Below are 20323 nucleotides of genomic sequence, written 5' to 3' on the forward strand. Positions count from 1 at the left end.
TGGCGAATTCGTCAGGCCACCGCGGGCAGCGCTTCGAGGCGTGAGGCCCGGGTTCGTGCCAAGGTCGTGTCGGTGAGCCAGGCGTCGATCCGGAGGAGATTCAGGGCGGCAGCGGAGAAAATCTGCTGGAGCTGCACCTTGGCCAGCCCGCGGTAGCGGGCGTGTCGGATGTCGGGGCCCCGGACGGCCTGCGAGATCGTTCCCTCCACCCCTGCGCGCCGACCGTAGCTCTCCTTCCAAGCGGTCGTACCCTGCTCCTGTCGCTGCCGTTGCAGGGTCTCGTGCTCAGCTTGCGGACGTAAGACCAGGTCGCGTGGCTCATGCGCCCTCCGTGTGCACTTGCCGCGCACCGGGCATGCCGCACAATCCTGGTCGGAGAACCGGATCCGGATGACGGGGTGGCCGCGGCTGTCGAGCCGCTCGCGCCACTGCCGGGCTACCGCGCCCTGGGGGCAGACTGCGGTCTGCGCCTGCCAGTTGACGGCGAAGGCAGTGAGGTCGAAGCCTTCTTTGGCTTTGGCCTGCCAGCTGGTGTCTGGTGGCATCGGGCCGACCAGGCGGACCCCGCGGTTGTGGGCCGCGCCGAGAAGGGTGGCCGCGGCCATATAGCCGGTGTCGACCAGGTGCTCGTCGGGCAGCACGTTCCGCTCGTCGATGCGGTCATGGATCGACGCGATCACGTTCTGGTCGCTTCGGGAGGCGTCGGTGGTGTCCACGTCGGTGACCAGATGGGTCCGGTCGGGGCCGCAGTGCTCAGTCAGGTGGCACTTGTAGCCGGTCCACCTCGTGGTCCTCTTGATCGCATAACGGCATTCGACGTCGTAGGGGGAAGCGATTCGCTCCTGCGAGGAGGGCAGCTCCTCGGGTGCCCGCCAGCGCGGGGAGTCCCCAGCAAGGTGGTACTGCTGCGGCCACACGGCCCGCAGGATTTGCACCGCCTCGAGTTCCTCCAGCACGGCAGGGGCGTCGTCGGCGTCCACCCGGGTCAAGATCGCCGCGCCGTCGGCCCCCACTGCTGTCGCGAAGGCCAGTCGCCCGGCCTCGGTCTGGGGAAGCCGGTAGTTCTCCACCCGATGCCCGTAGCGGTCGGCCCACGTCGGAGGCATCCAGCCGCCGAGCCAGCGAGGAGCGGCGATGGCCAGAGCATTCAGTGTGGCACGCACGGTCTCGCCGACCAGCTCCAGTCGGTTCAACACGCGCACCGCGCCCAGCACATGAGTGGAGTCCGTGCGCGCCGCTCCGCCTCTGCCGAGGAGCTTGTGGTCCTGGCACACCTTCAAGAGCCGATCGAGTACCCGGCGCTCGGCCTTGCCGGCAATAAGCCGGGCGCGGAACTCACTCAGAACCGAGAAGTCGAAGCCGGAATCGGTCAGTTCCAGGCCGAGGGCGTATTTCCATCCGATCCGTTCCCGGACTGCGGTCGCGGCCTGGCGGTCGGACAGTCCCTCGACGAACTGCAGAACGCACACCAGTGCCAGCTGCCCCGGCGAGAGGGCCGGCTGTCCGCGTCGTGGGAACAGATCCGCGAAGTCGTCGTCGCGAAAGACCGGCCCCAGGGCATCGCGCAGGCGCATGCCGAGGCAGCCGTCCGGGAAGGCGGCCCGTGCGACCTGCGCAGTCAAGTCCGGTACCGGAAGGGGTTCGTGGGCAGGCAGGGACATGGCCAACACCTCATGGACGCCGTCCCCGCGACTGGTTGCCTCCATCATCAGTCCATCCAAGGGCTCTCCGCGGCCGCCTGACGAATTCGCCAACGAGGTCAGTACTGCGGAGCCTTGGGTAAACGCGCCAACTGCCAGGTCGCCGTCAGTGTTCACGCGGTGAGTGACACCGCCTCCTGCCCGCTGCAATGGCGCCTGTTCCTGCCCGAGGAATGGGCCTCGGACAGCGACCGCCGGACCAAGACCATCATCCCGCCCGAGGTCACGCACCGCGAGAAGTGGCGCCTGGCGTTGGACATGCTCGACACCCTCGCCGACTGGGGGATGACGCCGCCGGCGGTGGTGGCCGATGCCGCTTACGGCACCAACGCACAACTGCGGGCCGCACTCGACGACCGCCAACTCGCCTACGTGCTCGCCATCCGGGCCGATGTGACGGCCCACCCGTTCGACGCGGAACCTGAGGCCCCCGCCCGCAACGGGCCGGTCGGCTGCTGGCCCCAGCCCCGCTACCGACACCGGGCACCCTCAGCGGCGGCCCTTGCCAAGGGACTCGAGCGAGAGGCCTTCACCACCCTCACCTGGCGGCAAGGCTCGCGAGGAGAGTTACGTTCCCGCTTCGCCGCCACACGTGTCCGTCCGGCAGGCAAAGCCGTCGAGCACCCGATCAAAGCCGGAGCCTCAGCAGAACAAGGCTGGTGGGACGGCATCCTGCCTGGCTGCTGGCTGCTGATCGAATGGCCCGAAGACGCCGAGGCCCCCACCGATTACTGGCTGTCCAACCTGCCGGCGGACACTCCTATCACCGACCTGGTCCGGCTGGCCAAGGTCCGCTGGCGCATCGAGCACGACTACCGCGAACTCAAACACGGCCTGGGCCTGGACCACTTCGAAGGCCGCTCCTGGCCCGGCTGGCACCACCACGTCACCGTCGTGACCGCCGCCCACGCCTTCCTGACCGAACAACGCCTGGCCCAAAAGTCCCCGGCCCAGCCTCACCCTCTACCAGGTCCTCGACACCCTCCAGAACACCCTGAAGTGCTGGACCGGCATCTGCACCACCTGCCAACAGCCCCTGCCCAGCAGGACACCCGCGACACCAAGATCGAGACAGACCTAACGGAGTCCTATCAGTGACTGGCCGCTCTGCAGGGCACCATCGCCTTCAGTGTCGATCGCGTGCGTGAGCGGCGTCAGATTATTGAAGACCCCGTCGGGATCAGCACCGGCAGTCAGAAGCCGGGCCAAGGTCTCGGCGTCTTCGTGCTCGACCGCATGGTGCGCAGGCGTCCAGTAGTCACTCACCTGTCCGTGCACTTGACGTTTCCGCTCATCCCGGAGTTGCTGAGCCATGAAGTGCAACCCCCACTGGTCGCCATCGCCGTCGTGATCGTTACGGGCGCGAACAGGCCCGCGGCGAGGAGGGAGACGAGAAGGCTGCGCGGTGCGTCGGTCACGATGATTCCCCCACGGAGTGCAGGTTGCGGGTAGCAAGGCGCTGCCCATCGGTGTCGGCGACGACGAGATTCCAGGCTGTTCCGTCACCGTCGTCGCCGTCCCACCAGCGCGCGAAGTCGCGGGCCAGGCGGCGCACGCCGGGACCGTCGGCTCCGGCGGTGTACGTGGTGGTGAGCTCGACGTCGTACTCGGTGGCGTCGAGGTGGACCAGCGTGACCCGGGTGAGGTGGCGGGCGGATTCGGCGGCCTCGTTGTTCCGCGCCCAGCTCCCGAAGCGATGGAGCAGGTCCGTGTCCGGCTCGTGCCGGGTGACGGGGCCGCTCGGCGGGTTAGGGGTGCTGTTTCCGGTCCCCTGCTTGCAGCCCAGGACCCATGCTCCCCGGTCGAGGTCCACCACCGCCGTGGGCTTCGCGGTGAGGGAGCGGCGGAGGCACCCGCCGTTCACCTCCCGTACCGCGGCGCCCTTGCCGCCGTCCTCGAATAGCCGCTTGCCCACCGCGAATCCCGCGTCGTACGCCTTCCGGTATCCGGGCGCGGAGGCGGACGGCTGGCCGGTCCCGCCGGACGGCCGCGCCGACGGCCGGGCGGAGTCGCCCGTGGAAGTACACGCGGACGCGGCCAGGCACGCTCCTACGACGAGACCGAGCGCGCGGGCCCGCCGGATTGAGCCGATGAAGGGGTGAGGTGTCGTCGCCATACCGGGTCAGATGCCTTTTCGCGACCTCGGGTTGCCCGGCCGCGCCGCATGGAGTGATGTCGCACAAAGATTCGGCATGGGGGGCCGTCATTGGCTACGGTCGATGGCTCGTACAAGATCCGGATCTCTGACCACGGTCCGGAATGACCATATGGAGGGGGAAAATGAGGCTGAGGCACGGCCTTGTCACCGTCACCGCGGTGACCGCCGCAATCACCTTGTCCGGACTCACCTTGTCCGCGCCCGCGTGGGCCGGTCCGACGCCCGGCACCGCGTCCGCCGGAACCGCTTCGCCGGCCGGTTCGTCCGCTTCGCCGACCGTGACGCTCGGCACGACCACCGGGCCGTCACCGTCGAACATCACCACCGGTCCTGCCACCCCGTCCGCCCCAGGCGTAAGCGGCACGGCGACTGGGAGCCCGTCTGGCACGCCCACGCCCACGATGCCTCCCACGAGCGGCGCCCCGGACGACGGTTCCGATTCACTGTCCGAGCTGGAGAAGTACTGGACCCCCGAGCGCATGGCCGAGGCCCTGCCCGCGCAGGAGGACCAGGCCCGCGAGGCCAGGCTGTCCGCCGCGCAGCGCAAGAAGCTGCTGCGGTCGCCGTCGCACACGTTTGAGGGCATCAAGGAAGTCGGTACGTTCTACTGGGACGAGCGCAGGGACGGCGAGCTCTACCACCGCTACTGCGCCGGCACCGTGGTGCCGTCGCCCGGCAAGGACCTGGTCCTGACCGCGGCGCACTGCTTCGACAACCAGGACCAGCATATGAAGCAGGTCTTCGTGCCGAAGCACAGCAAGGACCACCCGGCCCCGTACGGGCTGTTCCCCATCAAGGTCGGGCAGATCTACGCCGACCCGCGCTATCTGCGCCGCGGCGGTGACCACGACAACACTGACCTGGACTTCGCCATCCTCAAGACCGAGCCCCGGTCCGACGGCAAGAAGGTCCAGGACGTCGTCGGCGCGATCCCGATTGGCTACGACACCGGCTTCGATCACCCCAAGACCCGGGTGATCGGCTACCCGTGGCTGGACAACGGCGACCCGCACTACCACCCGAAGCAGGATCCGCTGGACTGCACCTCGCCGATGAAGAAGTTCACCACTGGGGACGAGGGTGAGTGGAAGGGCGGCACGTTCTCGCAGATCGACTGCGACGGCTACGTGTCCGGCACGTCCGGCGGACCGTTCATTATCGGCGGCGACGATCCGAAGGTCGTCGGCGTGACCGGCGGCTGGCAGACCGGCGGGCACAGCGCCGACACCTCGTACTCCTCGTACTTCGACAGCGACCTGAAGCGGATCTACGACGCCGCGGTGGCCGGCCGGCAGCCGACGCCGATCGTCCTGCCGGCCGCGTCCACGTGGAAGCACGCCAAGGACATCGCCTCCGGTTACTTCGCGCTGAACGGGCCGGTCTCCGAGGACCTCATGGACATGTTCGTCCTGTGGTCCGACGGGGAGCTGACCATCTACCGGGGCGCCGGCAAGGGGCTGAACTACTTCGACAAGGAGATCCGCGTCCAGGGGCCGAACAAGCTCTGGGCGGACCACGCCGTGCAGGTCGTCGCGGGCGACTTCACCGGCGACAACGGCTCCGACCTGGTGGTCCGCTGGTCCGACGGCGAACTCACTCTGTATCCCTCGGTGGACGAGAACGGCTTCCACGGTGAGAAGCAGCTGATGCCGGCGAACGCGACGTGGAAGCATGCCGAGGCCCTGACCGCCGGACGCTATGGCGGCAACAAGTGGCAGGACGACCTGGTGGTCCGCTGGTCGGACGGGGAACTGACGGTTTATCAGAACACCGGCACAAGCCTCGGCAAGGAGATCAAGGTCGTCAACCCGAACAAGCTGTGGGAGCACGCCGTGGAGATCGGTTCCGGCGACTACACCGGAAACGACACCTGGGACCTGGTGGTGCGCTGGTCCGACGGAGAAGTGACCTGCTACGACGACTTCACCGGCACCGGAGACAGCTGGGGCGAGCACCAGTGGAAGGCGCCGAACAACCTGTGGGAGCACGCCATGCTCGTCACCGGCGGCGACTTCAGCGACAACCCGTGGCCGGACGACACCCTCGTCCGCTGGTCCGACGGTGAACTGAGCCTGTACACCGAGGGCAACGCGTCGGGAATCGGCGCCGAGCACCAACTCGTCGCGCCCTGACGCCCCTTACGGCTCCCGCGGGCCCCGGAACCGCCGTGGTTCCGGGGCCCGCCCGCATGGGCGGGTCCTCGGCGCGGGATGCGACGGATGCCAGCGGCCCACCCTCACCGATCCGTTAGGCGGTCATTCCGATGCCGATCCCGTATTTGCGGACCGTGTTTGTTGCCGAGCGAGGGTTCGTGATGGACATCTTCACGCTGGCCTGGTCCGAAAACAAAGCTTGAGCCCAGGTCAGTGAGGCCGTGGTGACGGTGGTGTTATGCGGCTTCGATGGGGTCGAAGCGGACGGTGAAGCCGAGGGTGTTGGCCTGTCGGGCCAGGCGGCGCATGGCGCGTTCGGCGCGGACGAGTACGTGATCAGCGCGGATGAGAAGACCTCGGTCCAGGCCCGCTGCCGCTGTCACCCCACCCTGGCCCCCGGGCAGGCCAGGGCGATGCGGGTGAACCACACCTACGGCCGTGGCGGAGCCCTGGCCTACCTGGCCGCCTACGACGTCCACCACGCGAAGGCCTTCGGCCGCTGCGAGCCGAGAACCGGCATCGCCCCGTTCATGGCCCTGGTCGGCCAGGTCATGGCCCAAGAGCCCTACGCCAGCGCGAAACGCGTGTTCTGGGTCGTGGACAACGGCTCCTCCCACCGCGGCAAGAAGGCCGCCGACCGGCTGACCGCCGCCTACCCGAACGCGGTCCTCGTCCACACCCCGGTCCACGCCTCCTGGTTAAACCAGGTGGAGATCTACTTCTCCGTCGTGCAGCGCAAGGTCGTGACACCCAACGACTTCACCGACCTCAACGAGGTCGCGGACCGGCTCCGAGCATTCGAAGACCGCTACAACGCCACGGCACAGCCGTTCCAGTGGAAGTTCACCACCACCGACCTGGACGATCTGCTGGCCAGGCTCGACCGGCACACCGCCGATCACCCAGAAGAATCCTCCGCCGCCAAGGCAGCGTGATCAACCCCCGAAGGACTTACGACGCAGACCACTAAGGGACCCCAGGCCGAAAACGTCACCAGGAAGTAACGGAACCCGCCACGGCGCGAGCGTCGACGAACTGTCCCGGCTCAGCCGTTTGTCAACCCATCCCTGGTCAGGTAGGCGACGAGGTGATGGTTACGGTGACGAACCGGTTGCGTAGCCCCTCAGCGAGGTAGGCCATTTCCACGGACGTGCCGACCAGGCCGACTTCCTTAAGGTCGGCGGCCATCAGCCGCGCTTCGCCCAGCGAGAGCTGCATCTCGCGCAGGGCCCGAAGCACAGGAACGAAGCCTGCGTCCTTGTCCGCAAGGCGAAGCCGAGCGGGCCCGTGTTCGGTCAGTAGGGCCTGCCTGATCTCTTCGGGAGCTGGGCCGGTGTCCATCTCGCACCATGTCTTCGGGCAGGCTTGGCACTGCCCTTCAACGCTCCACTGCAACCGACCGCGCTCGATGAACTGACCGACGTCGCGGACCAGTTCGCCACCACAGCTCTCGCACTGCGATGTGAGCTTCGCTCCCTGAGTGGCGGTGATCACTGGTCTCTCTCCCTGCGGCATCGATCCGCCTGATCCTGCCGCACGCAGCGGGATCTGACGACCAGGTTGTTCGGGAGGCACGGATCGCCTGCAGGGGCGTCATGCGGCGACTGACATCGGTGGCGCGGGCTGGAGCACCGTCCGTCTCGTAGGAGGGCCAGAGGACGTTGACGCCGCGGCGGGCGAGGACGGCCTGGGTGTGCCGGCGAGAAACGGCGTGCCCGGGCCATCGAGATGCTCGCCTTCCTCGACCGGTACCCCCATTACCCGCGTCCCACCGCCCCCTGAAACGTGGCAGCGACGCCTGAGTGCTGCACTCCCAAACCATCAAGATGTCCGCCAACGTTGCCGTACGAGCCCCTGGAGATTCATCCCCGGCGCGGCGGGGGAGGGTGCCAGGCTGCCAAAGGTGCAGGTGGGTCGATAGTTCTGGGCTCTGGGGACCTCGCTGGCGTATCTCCGGGAGTGGTACAGCGGTGTCGTCGGCTGCGGGCAACACTCTGCCCGTCAGGTCTCTACGGAAAGCCAAATGGGGCGGGCAGCCCGCGGGCTTCGGTGACTGCGTTGACGACCCGCCGCATCACCTACTGGTGATCTGCGCCGTCCGCTTCGGCGACGAAGGCGGCGGCCCCGGCCGGTGCGGTCACCTCGACTCCGCGGCCTCAAGCCGCGCGGCGAGGTGCGGGTTGGCGGCGGTGATGTCGTCCAGAAGGTGGGCCGCGCGGAGTGTGACCGGACGGTTCCCGTGTTCACCGTGGTTCGTTCGTTGAAGGAGGAGCCCGACTTTGTCCCAGCGGCCTCGCCACGAGTACGCCGCAGACCTTCCTCGTGGCCTCCCGCACCCGCTTCCAAATACGGGTACGGAAGTTCCCGCCGCACTCAGCAGCGGGACGCACCGCGCCCGGCCCAGATCCGCCAGGTTCGAGCCGGTGTATCTGATGAAGGACGTAACCACGCCGGTTCCTCGCGTACTCCTCTCCAACTCACTTGCCGGACCCGCACCATCTGGCAGTACTGGCACGTCCCGGCTTTGTCGGGGCCGCTCCCGCCCTCCCCGGCACCACCCGGATCGGACTGCCCCCAGCTACACCGACCTGCTGCGACAGGCCAGAGGCGAAGGTCTCTCACCTCCACTCGAACCACAGCGCCTCACGGCGCACCTGGAAAAAGATCCAGTCCACCAACCCGCTGGAGCGACTCAACCGCGAGATCAAGCGTCGCACCGACGTCGTCCAGATCTTCCCCAACCCCGACGCCCTCGAACGACTCACCACCGCCGTGCTCGTCGAAATGCACGACGAATGGATCGCGTTCCCCCGCCGATACCTACCCGAGAGGAACAAGCCAGACTGCTGTCGTAGTCGTGACTTGGCTTCACTGTCGCTGTTCTCCTTCATCGTTTTGGATTATCGCGGTCTTCTGGTGGTCGAGCCAGGCTTGTCGGGGCTGGTGGCCGCGGGACTGCTGATGGAGCGCGCGGAGCCGGTCGACTTCGGCTGCGTCGGCTTGGATGATCCAAGAATGATGTGCGTCGTCGGCCTGGTGGCCGGTGACCCGGCCTTGGGTGAGCCACCCGTAGAGGGTGACGCGCGGGATGCCGAACTCGCGGGCGAGGTCGGTCAGCCGCCACTCGCCGGGGCCCAGTGCGGGGCGGGTCCGGCGGAGGGCTTGTTCGCGGCGGCTGACACAGCCCAGATCCTGCAGGAGATGACGGATCCCCTCGGCTCCGAAGCGTTCACGGCGCTTGGGTGGGCGGAATCCTTCGCTGTTCAAGATGTCCGCGATGGCGGCCGCGTCGTGGCCGCTCTGGGTGAGTTCACGGGCGCGGGCTGCCAGGCGCGGGTAGTAGCTGAGCTGGTCCAGGCGGGCGACGGGCCGGACGAACTCGCCGTTCGTGCGGTGTCCTCCGGCCCAGGTGATCTCAGCGGTGACCCGCTCGCTGTCTCCGACGACGGTGAGGCTCACCTTCTCGACCAGGTGACGCAGGAGCTGTTTGCGATCTGCGTCGGTGGTCGTCGCGGCTGCCCAGACAGCCGGGATGTCGCTGGCCAGGGCACGGATCCGCTCACGCTCTTCGGTGGTCAGCGTGCGGGGCCGGGCGGCGGTGAAGCGGTCGTACTCCTCGGCCAGGTCCCTCTGCTCAGCCAGCGCGTTCTCCCAGTTCCGCTCGAGCTCACGCACGACCAGGCGGTTCTCGGGCTCGGCCAGATGGTACTGGCGCCGAGCCCGGTCGACGGCGTACTGGGCACGCTCCAGACGCTGCCGCCAGATCCGCTCGACCTGCTCGCGCCGCTGCTGGGCCGGCCCGGCGGCCTGGAGGGAGACCTCGAGTGCGGCCGGGGCCAGCGCGGTCATCAGCAGGCCGGTCACGAAGCGGTCCGCACAGGTGCCGGCCAGTGTCTGGCACAGCGACCCGCCGTAGTCGGCCTTGGCCCGGGAGCATTCGTAGCCCGGCCGCAACCGCCCCTGGGGTCCGCGCTGATAGCGCACGGTCATGCGGGTGCCACAACGGCCGCAGAAGACGAGGCCGCCCAGCAGCGCGGGCCCGTCTCGCAACGAGCCCATGCTCTCGGACCTGGCCCGGTTCGCCTCGAGCCGGGCCAGGTTGTGTTCATGGCGCGCGATGTCGATATAGGCGGGCAGCATGTCGGGCAAATGGACCAGCCAGTCCTCGCGGGGCCGGCGGACCCGGCCGGTGAACGGGCGGCCCTCCTGGCGACGCCGCGGATCGAGTTTGCTGCGGCCGTAGACGTAGACACCGGCATAGATCGGGTGGCGGAGCATGTTCTGCAGCGCGATCCGGCTGGGCCGGCGCCACTGCAGGTCACCCCGCCCGGCCCCTTCACGAACCCGGATGCCCAGCTGAAGTCCGTGGTCGATGAAGTACCGCAGCACCGCGTTCACGGTGGCGAGCTCGTCGAACAGGTCGAAGATCAGTCGGACTACGCTCTGGACCTGCTCGTCCGGGTCCAGTTCGACCGTCCCATCGGGCCGGCGGATATAGCCGACCGGCAACGGCACGGCGAGTTCACCGCGGCGGGCCTTGCTGATCCGTCCGCTCCGCAACCGCTGTTTGATCAGGTGGAGTTCGGCCTCGCTGATCGTCCCTTTCAGCCCGAGCAGGAGCCGGTCGTTGTGCTCTGCGGGGTCATAGACACCGTCCGGGTCGGCCAGCAGCGTCCCCGACAACGCGCACAGTTCCAGCAGTTGGTGCCACTCGCGACCTGAACGCGCCAGTCGGGACATCTCGATCCCCAGGACCATCCCGACGTGGTCGGGTCCGACCTCGGAGACCAGGCGCTGGAAACCGGCCCGGACCTGGACACCGGAGGCGGAATGCCCCAGGTCATCGTCGATGACCACGACCCGATCCGCCAACCAGCCCAGGTCCAGGGCCCGCTGGACCAGCCCGTACTGCAACCGGGTCGACTCTGAGTGATCGATGACCTGCTGCGGCGTCGACTGGCGGCCGCCACGGAGATCACCTCCGCCCCCGTCGTCCGGAGCCGCCGTCACCATCCGAGCCGCGAGAACACCCAGCACCCCCACTGCCAACTGCCGGTTCAACTCCGGGAGACTCTCCCACGACGGCAACTGGGGGCTCGCCGGCAACAGGTTCGTCCATGACGCCCCACCGCCCTCATCGTCACTGGACTGCCGCTCACGCAACCGCCGCACCGTCTTAGCGGCCCTGAGCAGGCCATTTACCCCGATGACCGGCACATTCCCGTCCTCGGAGTCATCTATGCAGGCATTACGGCTTGCTCCTTGAAGGCAGCATGGACAAGATCTATTCCGAGGCCAGAGAACCGCGCTGACTGATGGTCGGTCAAGCTTCTGCGAGGAGTCTCGGGAGCTCGCGCATGTCGTCGAAAACCGTGGTGTTCGGTCCTTCCAGCCATTGCGCGGGGGTGAGTCCGCCGGCGTAGCCAAGGGCGCGCATGCCGGCTGCGCGGGCTGCCTGGATCCCGTATTTGCTGTCCTCAATGACGATGCAGGCCGAGGGGTGGACGCCCATCTGCTGGGCAGCGTGCAGGAACAGGTCGGGGGCCGGTTTGCCGTGGGCGACCTCGCTGGCGCTGAAGATGCGGCCTTCGAAGTAGGGGTAGATCCCGGTGCGGCCCAGGGCGTGGCGCATCGTGTCGTGGCGGCCGCCTGAAGCTACGCAGCTCGGCAGCGTGAGGTTGTCGAGGACTTCGAGGATGCCGTCGACCGGGGTGAGTTCGGCATCGACGGCCGCGCGGTGGAGTTGCCCGAACCTCTCCTGCCAGAGCGCGGCCCGGCTCGGCCCTACTCGGGAAGTGATTCGTTCAAAGTTGGACACGATCGACCGGCCGATGAACTCTTCGATCACCTCGGCTTCGGTCAGCGGCCAGCCCAGCTCGGCGCCCAGGGCGACATAGGCGCGGACGGCTATGCGTTCGCTGTCGACGAGCACGCCGTCGCAGTCGAAGATGACGAGTTCAATCGGAGTGATCACCTGGACAGCGTAGGGAGGAGTGGTCGGTCGTGTCCGCTGCATGATTCGAACGTGGTGATGGCCGCCTAACGACCGGGGGCCATGCAGTGATCGCCGCTACACCACTCAGCGGGACACCATCGCCGGACCTGGACACGTGGCTGGCCACCGCGCGCTACGAGCCGCCTCCGCACGGCGAGCGGGACTGTGTGCTGCCCGACTGCCCGTGGTGGACGACGGGACCCGGGTCGGTGTTGTGCCGGCGGCACTACATCCGCTGGCGCAACAACGGCCATCCCGAGCTTCCGGACGACCAGTTGATCGAGTGGTTCGGGCGGCTGGAGCTGCGGCGCGATCCCTACATCCATCCGGTTTCACGACCTAGCTGTTCTGCCCACGCCGGGTCCGCCTGGAGGTGCAGTTCGGGCTGCAGCGCCGAGCCGACATCGGGGACCGGCACACGGCCCCGCGCACGGTGACCCGCGCGCTGAGCTGGATCCGCGAATCGGGCGTGCACAGTCTGATGGACTGGGACGGGACGCAGTGGCTGGAGTTCTGCCACGTCGCGCGCAAGGGCTACCAGTCGCTGTCCTACGCCTTCATCCGCGACACCCGCTTCGAGCTGCAGCGGCTGCTGATCGCCGACGATCCGTGGGCCGACCAGTTCCCGCGTGACAGCTGGGATCTGCGGCTGCTCGACCTGGCGAACGAGGACTGCTGCCGCCTGCACTTCGGCGGCATCCCTCAGCCCTGGCTGCGGGATCTGACCAAGCGGTGGGCCCGCTGGCGGCTGACCCGCGGCAGCAGCCCGGCCGGCCTGACCACGAGCGTTCAGGCCATCACCCGCCTGGCCGGCCACTTCGCCGATGTCGACGGCGTCGATGCCGGACCGGCGGCACTCAACCGGGCCCGCATCGAGACCCGGCTGGCCGCCCTGCAGGCCGACGGGCACGGCGAGGCTTTCCGCTCACGCACCGTCAGCTGCGTCGGTGTCTTCCTGCGCGACGTCCACCGCTACGAGTGGCAGCCTGACCTGGCCCGCAGCGCGTTCATCTATGACGACGCGCCCAAGCCGCGCGGGCTGAAGCCGCGGTTCATCCCCGAGCACCTGATGCGGCAGCTGGAGGCGCCCGAGGCCGTCGCGCAGTTCCCGTCCGACGACGGGCGGGTGCTGCTGAAGATCCTCATGGCCTGCGGCCTGCGCACGAAGGACGCCCGCTGGCTTCCCTTCGACTGCATCGTCCGGGACGCCGAGAACAACCCCTACCTGGCCTGGCTCAACCGCGAGATCCACGACCGCCCGGCGTTCTTCCCTCTGAGCGAGGACCTCGCGGCTGAGATTGGCCGCCAGCAGCAGGCCGTCCTCGACCGCTTTCCGCAGGGCTGCAAGTGGCTGTTCCCCGCCTCGCTGAAGAACGTCGACGGCAGCAAGCCGGTCAGCGACCGCCGCCTGCGCGACCACCTGGCGATCTGGCTGGAGCGGCTCAGCCTCACCGACGAACACGGCGCCCCGGTGAAGGTGACCTTTCACCAGTTCCGGCACACCCTGGCCACCCGCATGATCAACGCTGACGTTCCCCAGCCCGTGATCCAGACCCTGCTTGATCACATGTCGCCAGCCATGACCGCCGTCTACGCCAAGCTCCACGACAAGACGCTCCGGCGGCACTGGGAGAACGCCCTCAAGGTCAACCACGAGGGGAAGAAAGCCGAGATCGCCGCCGACCACCCGCTCGCCGGGGCGGCCTGGGCGAAGATGAGCCTGGTCCGGGCGAAGGTGACACTGCCCAACGGCTACTGCGGAGCACCGGTGCAGACCGACTGCGAGTACGCCAACCCCTGCCTGGACTGCCGGTTCTTCATCACCACCGGTGACTTTCTCCAGCAGCACCGCCAGCAGCGGCAGGAGACCAGCGAACTCATCGCCCAGGCCGAGGAAGCCGGGCTCGCCCGGGTCGCGGAGAAGAACCGCCGTACCCTCGGCAAACTCGACACGATCATCGTCGCTCTGCAAGGGGCCACCGAGAACCAGATCGTCGTCGGCGGACAGGTGGAGGACCTCGATGCCGCCAGCTGACAACACCGCCGCACTGGCCGAGGCCACCCGGCGCCGCAGCGAACGCGCCCGCCGCGACGCCGAAAAGGCCATCTCTGCAGCCCAGCGCACCGGCAACCGCACCAGTTTCGCGGGGATCGCAAAGGCGGCCGGCGTGTCGAGATCGTGGCTCTACACCCAGCCCGACCTCGTGGCCGCCATCCGGCAGCTGCAGGGCCGACAGACCGCCAGCGAGCGGACCGGCTCACAGCCCGCGTCAGTCGCCTCCATCCAGCGACGGCTGGAGACCGCGCTCGCACGGAACAAGCAGCTGCGAGCGGAGGACAGCGACCTCGCCGGACGCCTGGAGACCGCATACGGCGAGAACCGCAGGCTCCGCAGCCAGCAGCCCGTGGACCCGGCCTTGGATGCAGCAGGTACTGACAGAGGCCGTTCCCGAACGGACTGACCCGCGGAGCAGAAAGCGGTAGGTATCGCATCCTCGGTTGAGGTCATCCCTTTCCGACCGTCTCCGGCTCAGTCCCGCATATCCCATACTGCGGGCGTCAGTTGGTGCTCTTGGCGAAGAGCGATCGTTCGAGCGCGGATCGGATGGAGCTGGAAGCGAGATCACTGGCCGGGGTCAGAGTCAGGGCAGCTGTCATGAACAAGAGCACGCGCACTCCCTCGCCGGTGGCGCTGTCCACACCGGGCAGTAACGGGATGACCATGGCAAAGACTACGAGGACGAGGCTGGAGCCAGTCCGCCGCACCAGCCTGGCGACTCGGGAAACCGACGGTTCGGCGGCGCTGTGCTGCATGAGTGCCGTCAGGTCTTCCGCGGCGAGGGCGAGGACACCTGCACGCAGTGAAGCGGTGATGGCGTCGTACTCTTCGACCGTGTGAACCTGGGTGACCGCACGGTCATGGCGCCGGATCAGTTCGGCCAGGCTCGCGTGGAACTGTCGCGCCTGGCGTCTGGCGGCCAGTTCCCTGACCGAGGTTCTGCGCCGGATGACCGATGTGTCATGGGCAGCCTCGATCGCGAAGGCAAGGCGGCGCCGGACGATCTTGATGTTTCGTGGATCCCACCAGTGGGCGCGCGCTTCGAAACTCACCGCAGCGGCCGCCACGAGCTCGACGAGTAGGCCATCGAGGGGACGCGGTCCATGAGCCGCTCGGTACTTACGGCGGAGGAACTCTTGAATGGTGAGGATCCACCGGTTCCCCACAAGACCCAGTACCGCACCGAACAGTCCTGCCGCAGCGGTGATCAGCTGCTGGCCGGTGGAGGCGGAGAGTGCGGTCACGACGGTCAGCCAGGCAGCCACAACAGCGACAGTGACAAGAGCCAACGCGACTGCGAGCACGAACCAGTTCCCAACGTACGCGCTCGCCACACGCCGGGCGGTGCCCCGAAGGCCCAGACGATGAACCAGAGACACGACCTGACGCAGGTCGGCCCGCCCGTTGACGAGGAGGCTGAGACAGACTGCAGCCCAGGTCGCCAGCGGGAAGAGCCACCAAGGAGCGCGAGCCGCGGAACTGTCACTGCCCATGGCGAACAGCACGGCGACACCGCCGGCCGCAGAAGAGGCCACCGCCATCCCAATCGCGGTGGCGGCTATACCAACATAGTTGGTCACGAACTGAAGGCTGATCGGGTAGCGGTAGCGGATCCAGGCGTGCAGCACGGCCTTCCGGACGGCGCGGAGTTCGTCGTCGTCGAGATCGGGGAGCGCCGCGGTATACCGACGAGTCCGTGTGGCGATTTCCCGCAGCCACAGTGCTTCGCGGTGAAGAAGCTCAGCGCCGTCCAAGATCCGCATGTCGCCCAGTATTCCCAACCTCCCTCTTTAGCAGGCTTGTTGAAGCGGACAGAAACGCCGTCGTCTACGGGGACGAGGGGTTGTTGTGCAGCTCAGCAGCGCGACTGGTGTACAGGCGCGCAAGGCATGTCAGCGTTTGATGCGTCCGCGGATGGCAAGGACGCCGAGGGTGAGGAGGGTGGGTTCGAGGAGGCGGGAGGTCATCTCGATGTAGGTGCCGGCGGTGGTGAGGTTCTGCCCGCTGGAGCGGAACACCACGGAGTTGACGGCGACGCGGGTGGCCTTCTCTGCCCGGGCCCAAGACCACCGCTGTGACCATCCGCCGCGCAGGGCAGGGTCGGGGGTGCTGGTGTTGAGACTGATCTTGCTGCCGTTCAGGGTGCCGGTCGTGGCGGGATCGGGATCGCGGGCAGGCAGCCCGAAGGCCATCAGCAGCAGAACAGTCAGTGACATGGCTGCGAGCAGCCATGTGAAGGCGCGCGAGGCGCGCAGGCCATAGCCGGACAGCAGCCAGTAGGCCCACAGCAGACGGCGTTCACCCTTCGTGGTGCCGGTGGTGTCGTGGCGGCGCATCTCGCACTCGCCGTAATAGAAGTCGGCAGCGCCGGGTTCGTTCTTGCCGTCCTCGAAGGCTTTGCGCAGCTGCCGGTACAGCGCGGCGACGTCTTCCGGGTCGGGGGTGCGGGCGGGGTCGGTGTGGTGCGGTCCGGGACGCCACAGCCGGGGTTCCGGCGCCGCGCCTTCGTTAGGGACGGGCTGGCCAGCGGTTTGGGCGCGCCAGTGGTGTTCCTCGGCAAGAGTGCGTCGACGGGTGAAGCGCACCGGCCGGATGCCGCGGCGCTGCCAACCGATGGGGGTGGGGGCGAACATGGTGCGGCCTTCCAGGCGGAGCTGGTCGAGGTGGAAGGCCCCAGAGAACAGACAATCGGCCAGGTCAATGTCGGTCAGCACCAGGTGCGCGGCATCCACGCCCTGAACCGAGACGACCCGCACTCGGTCCGGTGACCTCGGCTGCCGACCGGGGCCCGCCAGCAGGCGCTCACTCACAGGGCTGTCGCTGTAGGTGAAGTGAAAGGGGGCGGGGTGGGCGATAACCGCGACGGGGGCCGCCAGAACCGCGTGGCCGAAGTCCACCGCCGAATACCGCACGCGGATCGTTGCAGTCGACTCCCACCGCGTTCGCTTACACACCACCGCCTGCGCCGCTATCTCTAATGTCACAGGCAGGACAAACACCGCCCCCGACAGCACCACCTGTCCCGCACAAACCAGCGGCCCCAAAACCGACACGTCCTCAAACCGCACTCCGTCGAACGAAACGTCGTCGGAAAACTGAGCCGAGGCAAACATGGCGTGGCCGGAGAACTGCGCCCCGTCGAACGCGGCATAGCCAGAAAACTGTGCCTCGCCGAACGAGGGAATGCCGGAGAACTGTGTTTCGTAGAACGAGGCGTGGCCGGAGAACTGTACATGGGAGAACCAGGCGTCGCCGAAGAACTGTGCCGAGGAGAACCGGACCTCGCCGGAGAACTGCGCACTGCTGAACGTAGCCTCGCCGGAGAACTGCGCACTGTGGAACCAGGTGGTGCCGGAGAACTGCGTGCCGACGAATACGGCCTCGCCGGAGAACCGTGTATAAGCGAACTCAGCGGTGCCGGAGAATAGTGCATCAGTGAACGCGGCGGTGTCGGAGAACCGAGCATCGGTGAACTTGGTTTCGCCAGAGAACAGTGCATCTGTGAATTCGACATCACCGGAGAACAGTGCATCAGTGAACTCGGCGTCACCGGAGAACTGCGCACCGGTGAACATGGCGATGCCGAGGTGGGGTTTGCCGGTGGAGGGGTCTTTGAGGGCGTTGAGAAGGTCTTCCAGTAGTTGTTGGGTGAAGGGGGTGCCGCGGTGGTCGATGTCGGCGCCAGGGGATAGGCCAGCTAGGTAGGCGGTGCGGTTGGTATCGGTGAGGTGGGCCAGGCACGCACTGTTGCCAGGGACGTGAATGCCCTGGCAACCGATCGGAGCGGTGGCCGTGTTCGCGCCGCGCCCACAGTGCGGCCAGGGGGGAGGTGAAGGGGTGCTCATGGCGCGGCGGCTCCACGGTTATGTGTCGGGTGCCCGTATAGACGCTCGGGGGACCGAGGCCGGTTCAGGCCCCCGTGACGGACATGTCCATCATGCAAATGAGCAGCTCAGACACCACAACCATCCGTTGAGCTGCTCATAAGCCAGTTCCACACCCGGTTCTCGATGCGTTTGGCGATCTCCTCGCCTGTGAGGGCGATCAGGTCCGACCAGGGCGGCTGGATGGTCAGGGCGCGGATCTTGGTGGGGTTCGGGGCGGTGGGGCCAGCCTGGTGGGGGGAGCTGATGGCCTACCCCAGCAGCTCGAAGTTCAGGTGCTGCTGTTCGGCCGTGATCAGCGCGGGGCGTTGGGGGTGCGGTGAAGAGGGCGCCGGTGGGTACGGCTTCGTGGCGGGCGCGGGCGCGGGCGCGGGCGCGGGCGTAGAGGCGGGCGTCGTAGGCGTCCGCGAGGGTAGCGGTCACCGGGATTCCTCCTGCTGTCCGGGCTCCGTCTTGAAGACGGGGGTGCGGCCTGTTCAACGACACTCAAGATGCCTATGTGGGCGGTGGGTTGAGGGCATGCTGTGTGCCGACGGATTCGGACGCATGTCTGGCGACTGTGGTGTTCGTTGGCGGCGACACCTTGCCGATGAGGAGGGCATGCGAAGGCCCTCCCGGTAAACTCTTGGCCGAGTCCGGGAGGGCCGTGTAGCGCACGGAGGCGCCGGTGCTCACGGTAGAGGCGGACGTGGTCAGGGTCGAGGCCCGGCTGAGAGCGGGTGGGGTCGAGTGTCCGGATTGCGGTGGTGTGCTCGCCCCGTGGGGCTGGGCGAGACATCGCGTGTTGCGAAACGTGACGGGTGTGGTGAGGGTGCGGCCGCGGCGGGCCCGCTGCGCGGGCTGTGGGGGCTCGCATGTGCTTCTCCCGGTGTTCGTGCTGGTCAGGCGGGTGGACTTGGCGGACGTGATCGGGTCCGCGCTGGTGGCGAAGGCGGCCGGGGCCGGTGCGAGGACGATCGCCGCGGTGCTGCGCCGGCCGGTGGACACGGTGCGGGGCTGGCTGCGGCGGTTCGAACAACGGGCTGAGCACGTTCGCGTGTACTTCACCGTGCTGCTGGTCGACACCGGGCCCGATCCCATCCCGCCCGCCGCGTCGGTGAGCGTCTTCGCCGACGCGGTGTCCGCGGTGGTCGGGGCCTGGAAGGCCGCGGCCTCGCGCTGGCCGGACATTGGCGAGGTGTCGCCGTGGCAGCTGGCCGCGGCCACCAGCCGGGGACGGTTGCTGTCGCCGAGATGGCCGTGATCGTCGATCAACACCAACTGCCTCTGATCTTCAGTGGGTTGTTCCTGACAGCCTCGGCGGGCCCATGCCCGTGACGAGACGTCAGGAAGGTGGACATGACGAAGAAAGACGACGACGAGGTGGCCCGCACGGAGCGAGCCAGACGCATCGGCCTGTTCCGCTACATGCTCATCCGCGAGGCCGCCGACCCGAGCCTGACCGGCCGCCAGCGCGGCGCGCTGGTGCGCAAGCTGGCCCAGGCCGAGCACATCGACGCTGATGGCCGGCCGGTGCGGATCACCCGGTGGACGCTGGACCGCTGGATCCTGGAGTGGCGCCAGGGCGGCTTCGACGCGCTGGTGCCCTCCCCGCGCCAGTCCCAGCCCCGCACCCCGCCCCGAGGTGGTCGAGCTGGCCATGGCGTTGAAGAAGGAGAACCCGGACCGCACGGCCGCGCAGGTCAGAAGGATTCTGCGGGCTCAGCTGGGATGGGCGCCGGATGAACGCACGCTGCAACGGATGTTCCACCGCACCGGCCTGGTCGCGCTCAGGACAGCGAAACCTGCCGACGCCTTCGGCCGGTTCGAGGCCGACCGTCCCAACGAGCTGTGGGTCGGCGACGCACTCCACGGGCCGCGGATCGACGGCCGCAAGACGTACTTGTTCGCTTTCCTGGACGATCACAGCCGGGCAGTGGTCGGGCACCGCTGGGGATTCGCGGAGGACACCGTCCGCCTCGCGGCGGCCCTGCGCCCGGCACTGTCCGCCCGGGGCGTCCCGCAGTACATCTACGTCGACAACGGGAGTGCCTTCGTCGACTCGTGGCTGCTTCGGGCCTGCGCGAAACTCGGCGTCAAGCTGGTGCACTCCGCCCCGGGACGGCCCGAGGGCAGGGGCAAAATCGAACGGTTCTTGTGCGCCACGAGGCGCTCTGTCGTATCCCCGGCATAGCCGGGAGGAATTCGGAGGGATGTTCCTGGGTCTGATGGCTTACCTGGATCCGAAAGGTGAAGGGGACCAGAGCATGCCAGCAAACCAGGGGCTGGGTCCAGGCGTTGGGGACGGTGCCCTGGGAGACCCGCGTGATATGGCGAAAGCTGAATTGCCTGAACCTCAATCTCCAGAAGATGAAAGTTCACATCCATCGGAAAG

16 protein-coding genes and 3 pseudogenes are annotated in these 20323 nt (G+C 67.8%); 9 read left to right on the forward strand and 10 right to left on the reverse strand.

Features of this window, described 5'->3' with window-relative positions:
- Positions 1-11: 11 nt before the first annotated feature.
- Entirely contained in the window at positions 12-1661 is a 1650-nt protein-coding gene (locus OG390_RS49700) for an IS1182 family transposase (RefSeq protein ID WP_406177383.1), read from the reverse strand.
- Between the two features lie 99 nt (positions 1662-1760).
- Here OG390_RS49700 and OG390_RS49705 point away from each other — a divergent pair.
- A pseudogene (locus tag OG390_RS49705) lies at positions 1761-2698 on the forward strand (IS701 family transposase); the annotation flags it as partial.
- Between the two features lie 94 nt (positions 2699-2792).
- Here the strand turns inward: OG390_RS49705 and OG390_RS49710 are convergent.
- From OG390_RS49710 to OG390_RS49725, 4 genes and pseudogenes are all read right to left on the reverse strand, one after another.
- A pseudogene (locus OG390_RS49710) lies at positions 2793-2966 on the reverse strand (ankyrin repeat domain-containing protein); the annotation flags it as partial.
- Positions 2963-3118, reverse strand: a complete 156-nt coding sequence (locus OG390_RS49715) for a hypothetical protein (protein ID WP_406177385.1) — start codon at positions 3116-3118, stop codon at positions 2963-2965. The gene OG390_RS49715 and the pseudogene OG390_RS49710, both read right to left, overlap by 4 nt.
- A complete protein-coding gene (locus OG390_RS49720) occupies positions 3115-3816 on the reverse strand; it encodes a hypothetical protein (RefSeq protein ID WP_406177387.1) in 702 nt (233 codons plus the stop codon). The genes OG390_RS49715 and OG390_RS49720 overlap by 4 nt, the downstream gene beginning before the upstream one ends.
- A 94-nt stretch (positions 3817-3910) precedes the next feature.
- Complete coding sequence (locus OG390_RS49725) at positions 3911-4183, reverse strand: hypothetical protein (protein WP_406177389.1); 273 nt, start codon at positions 4181-4183, stop codon at positions 3911-3913.
- Between the two features lie 76 nt (positions 4184-4259).
- Here OG390_RS49725 and OG390_RS49730 point away from each other — a divergent pair, with 76 nt between their 5' ends.
- On the forward strand, positions 4260-5990 hold the full coding sequence (locus OG390_RS49730; RefSeq protein WP_406177390.1) for a trypsin-like serine peptidase: 1731 nt from the start codon (positions 4260-4262) through the stop codon (positions 5988-5990).
- A gap of 245 nt (positions 5991-6235) precedes the next feature.
- Complete coding sequence (locus OG390_RS49735; RefSeq protein ID WP_406177392.1) at positions 6236-6946, forward strand: transposase; 711 nt, start codon at positions 6236-6238, stop codon at positions 6944-6946.
- Between the two features lie 136 nt (positions 6947-7082).
- Here the strand turns inward: OG390_RS49735 and OG390_RS49740 are convergent, their stop codons facing one another.
- The gene (locus OG390_RS49740) at positions 7083-7505 is read right to left on the reverse strand and encodes a hypothetical protein (RefSeq protein WP_406177394.1); all 423 of its coding nucleotides are present in this window, start codon (positions 7503-7505) and stop codon (positions 7083-7085) included.
- 1161 nt (positions 7506-8666) lie between these two features.
- Here OG390_RS49740 and OG390_RS49745 point away from each other — a divergent pair.
- Positions 8667-8831 (forward strand): annotated as a pseudogene (locus OG390_RS49745) (transposase); the annotation flags it as partial.
- Positions 8832-8879: 48 nt separating this feature from the next.
- Here OG390_RS49745 and OG390_RS49750 read toward each other — a convergent pair.
- Together OG390_RS49750 and OG390_RS49755 are read right to left on the reverse strand one after the other, a co-directional pair.
- Positions 8880-11228 (reverse strand): recombinase family protein, encoded by a 2349-nt coding sequence (locus OG390_RS49750; RefSeq protein WP_406177396.1) that lies wholly within the window; start codon positions 11226-11228, stop codon positions 8880-8882.
- Positions 11229-11334: 106 nt separating this feature from the next.
- Positions 11335-11985, reverse strand: a complete 651-nt coding sequence (locus OG390_RS49755) for an HAD family hydrolase (RefSeq protein ID WP_406177397.1) — start codon at positions 11983-11985, stop codon at positions 11335-11337.
- Between the two features lie 394 nt (positions 11986-12379).
- Here OG390_RS49755 and OG390_RS49760 point away from each other — a divergent pair, with 394 nt between their 5' ends.
- Together OG390_RS49760 and OG390_RS49765 are read left to right on the forward strand one after the other, a co-directional pair.
- Positions 12380-14041, forward strand: coding sequence for a tyrosine-type recombinase/integrase (locus OG390_RS49760; RefSeq protein ID WP_406177399.1), 1662 nt, complete (start codon positions 12380-12382; stop codon positions 14039-14041).
- Positions 14028-14468 (forward strand): DUF6262 family protein, encoded by a 441-nt coding sequence (locus OG390_RS49765; protein WP_406177401.1) that lies wholly within the window; start codon positions 14028-14030, stop codon positions 14466-14468. The genes OG390_RS49760 and OG390_RS49765 overlap by 14 nt, the downstream gene beginning before the upstream one ends.
- 97 nt (positions 14469-14565) lie before the next feature.
- Here the strand turns inward: OG390_RS49765 and OG390_RS49770 are convergent, their stop codons facing one another.
- The gene (locus OG390_RS49770) at positions 14566-15828 is read right to left on the reverse strand and encodes a hypothetical protein (protein WP_406177403.1); all 1263 of its coding nucleotides are present in this window, start codon (positions 15826-15828) and stop codon (positions 14566-14568) included.
- A gap of 129 nt (positions 15829-15957) precedes the next feature.
- A complete protein-coding gene (locus OG390_RS49775) occupies positions 15958-17910 on the reverse strand; it encodes a pentapeptide repeat-containing protein (protein WP_406177405.1) in 1953 nt (650 codons plus the stop codon).
- Positions 17911-18805: 895 nt separating this feature from the next.
- On the opposite strand from OG390_RS49775, the gene OG390_RS49780 reads away from it, so the two are divergent.
- The 3 genes from OG390_RS49780 (at position 18806) to OG390_RS49790 (ending at position 20122) form a co-directional block, all read left to right on the forward strand.
- The gene (locus OG390_RS49780) at positions 18806-19192 is read left to right on the forward strand and encodes a hypothetical protein (protein ID WP_406177407.1); all 387 of its coding nucleotides are present in this window, start codon (positions 18806-18808) and stop codon (positions 19190-19192) included.
- A gap of 95 nt (positions 19193-19287) precedes the next feature.
- Positions 19288-19674: a helix-turn-helix domain-containing protein gene (locus OG390_RS49785; protein ID WP_406177409.1), complete on the forward strand. Its 387-nt coding sequence runs from the start codon at positions 19288-19290 to the stop codon at positions 19672-19674.
- Positions 19675-19690: 16 nt separating this feature from the next.
- Positions 19691-20122 (forward strand): DDE-type integrase/transposase/recombinase, encoded by a 432-nt coding sequence (locus OG390_RS49790; RefSeq protein WP_406177411.1) that lies wholly within the window; start codon positions 19691-19693, stop codon positions 20120-20122.
- Positions 20123-20323: the final 201 nt, after the last annotated feature.

It is taken from the genome of Streptomyces sp. NBC_00996 (assembly GCF_045162675.1).
Taxonomy (GTDB): Bacteria; Actinomycetota; Actinomycetes; order Streptomycetales; family Streptomycetaceae; genus Streptomyces.

Bases quoted from the DNA above. Each gene is read 5' to 3' on its own strand.
- OG390_RS49700 (WP_406177383.1), bottom strand. From the start codon at position 1,661: ATGTCCCTGCCTGCCCACGAACCCCTTCCGGTACCGGACTTGACTGCG.
- OG390_RS49720 (WP_406177387.1), bottom strand. From the start codon at position 3,816: ATGGCGACGACACCTCACCCCTTCATCGGCTCAATCCGGCGGGCCCGC.
- OG390_RS49730 (WP_406177390.1), top strand. From the start codon at position 4,260: ATGCCTCCCACGAGCGGCGCCCCGGACGACGGTTCCGATTCACTGTCC.
- OG390_RS49765 (WP_406177401.1), top strand. From the start codon at position 14,028: ATGCCGCCAGCTGACAACACCGCCGCACTGGCCGAGGCCACCCGGCGC.
- OG390_RS49770 (WP_406177403.1), bottom strand. From the start codon at position 15,828: ATGCGGATCTTGGACGGCGCTGAGCTTCTTCACCGCGAAGCACTGTGG.
- OG390_RS49775 (WP_406177405.1), bottom strand. From the start codon at position 17,910: ATGAGCACCCCTTCACCTCCCCCCTGGCCGCACTGTGGGCGCGGCGCG.
- OG390_RS49785 (WP_406177409.1), top strand. From the start codon at position 19,288: ATGACGAAGAAAGACGACGACGAGGTGGCCCGCACGGAGCGAGCCAGA.
- OG390_RS49790 (WP_406177411.1), top strand. From the start codon at position 19,691: ATGTTCCACCGCACCGGCCTGGTCGCGCTCAGGACAGCGAAACCTGCC.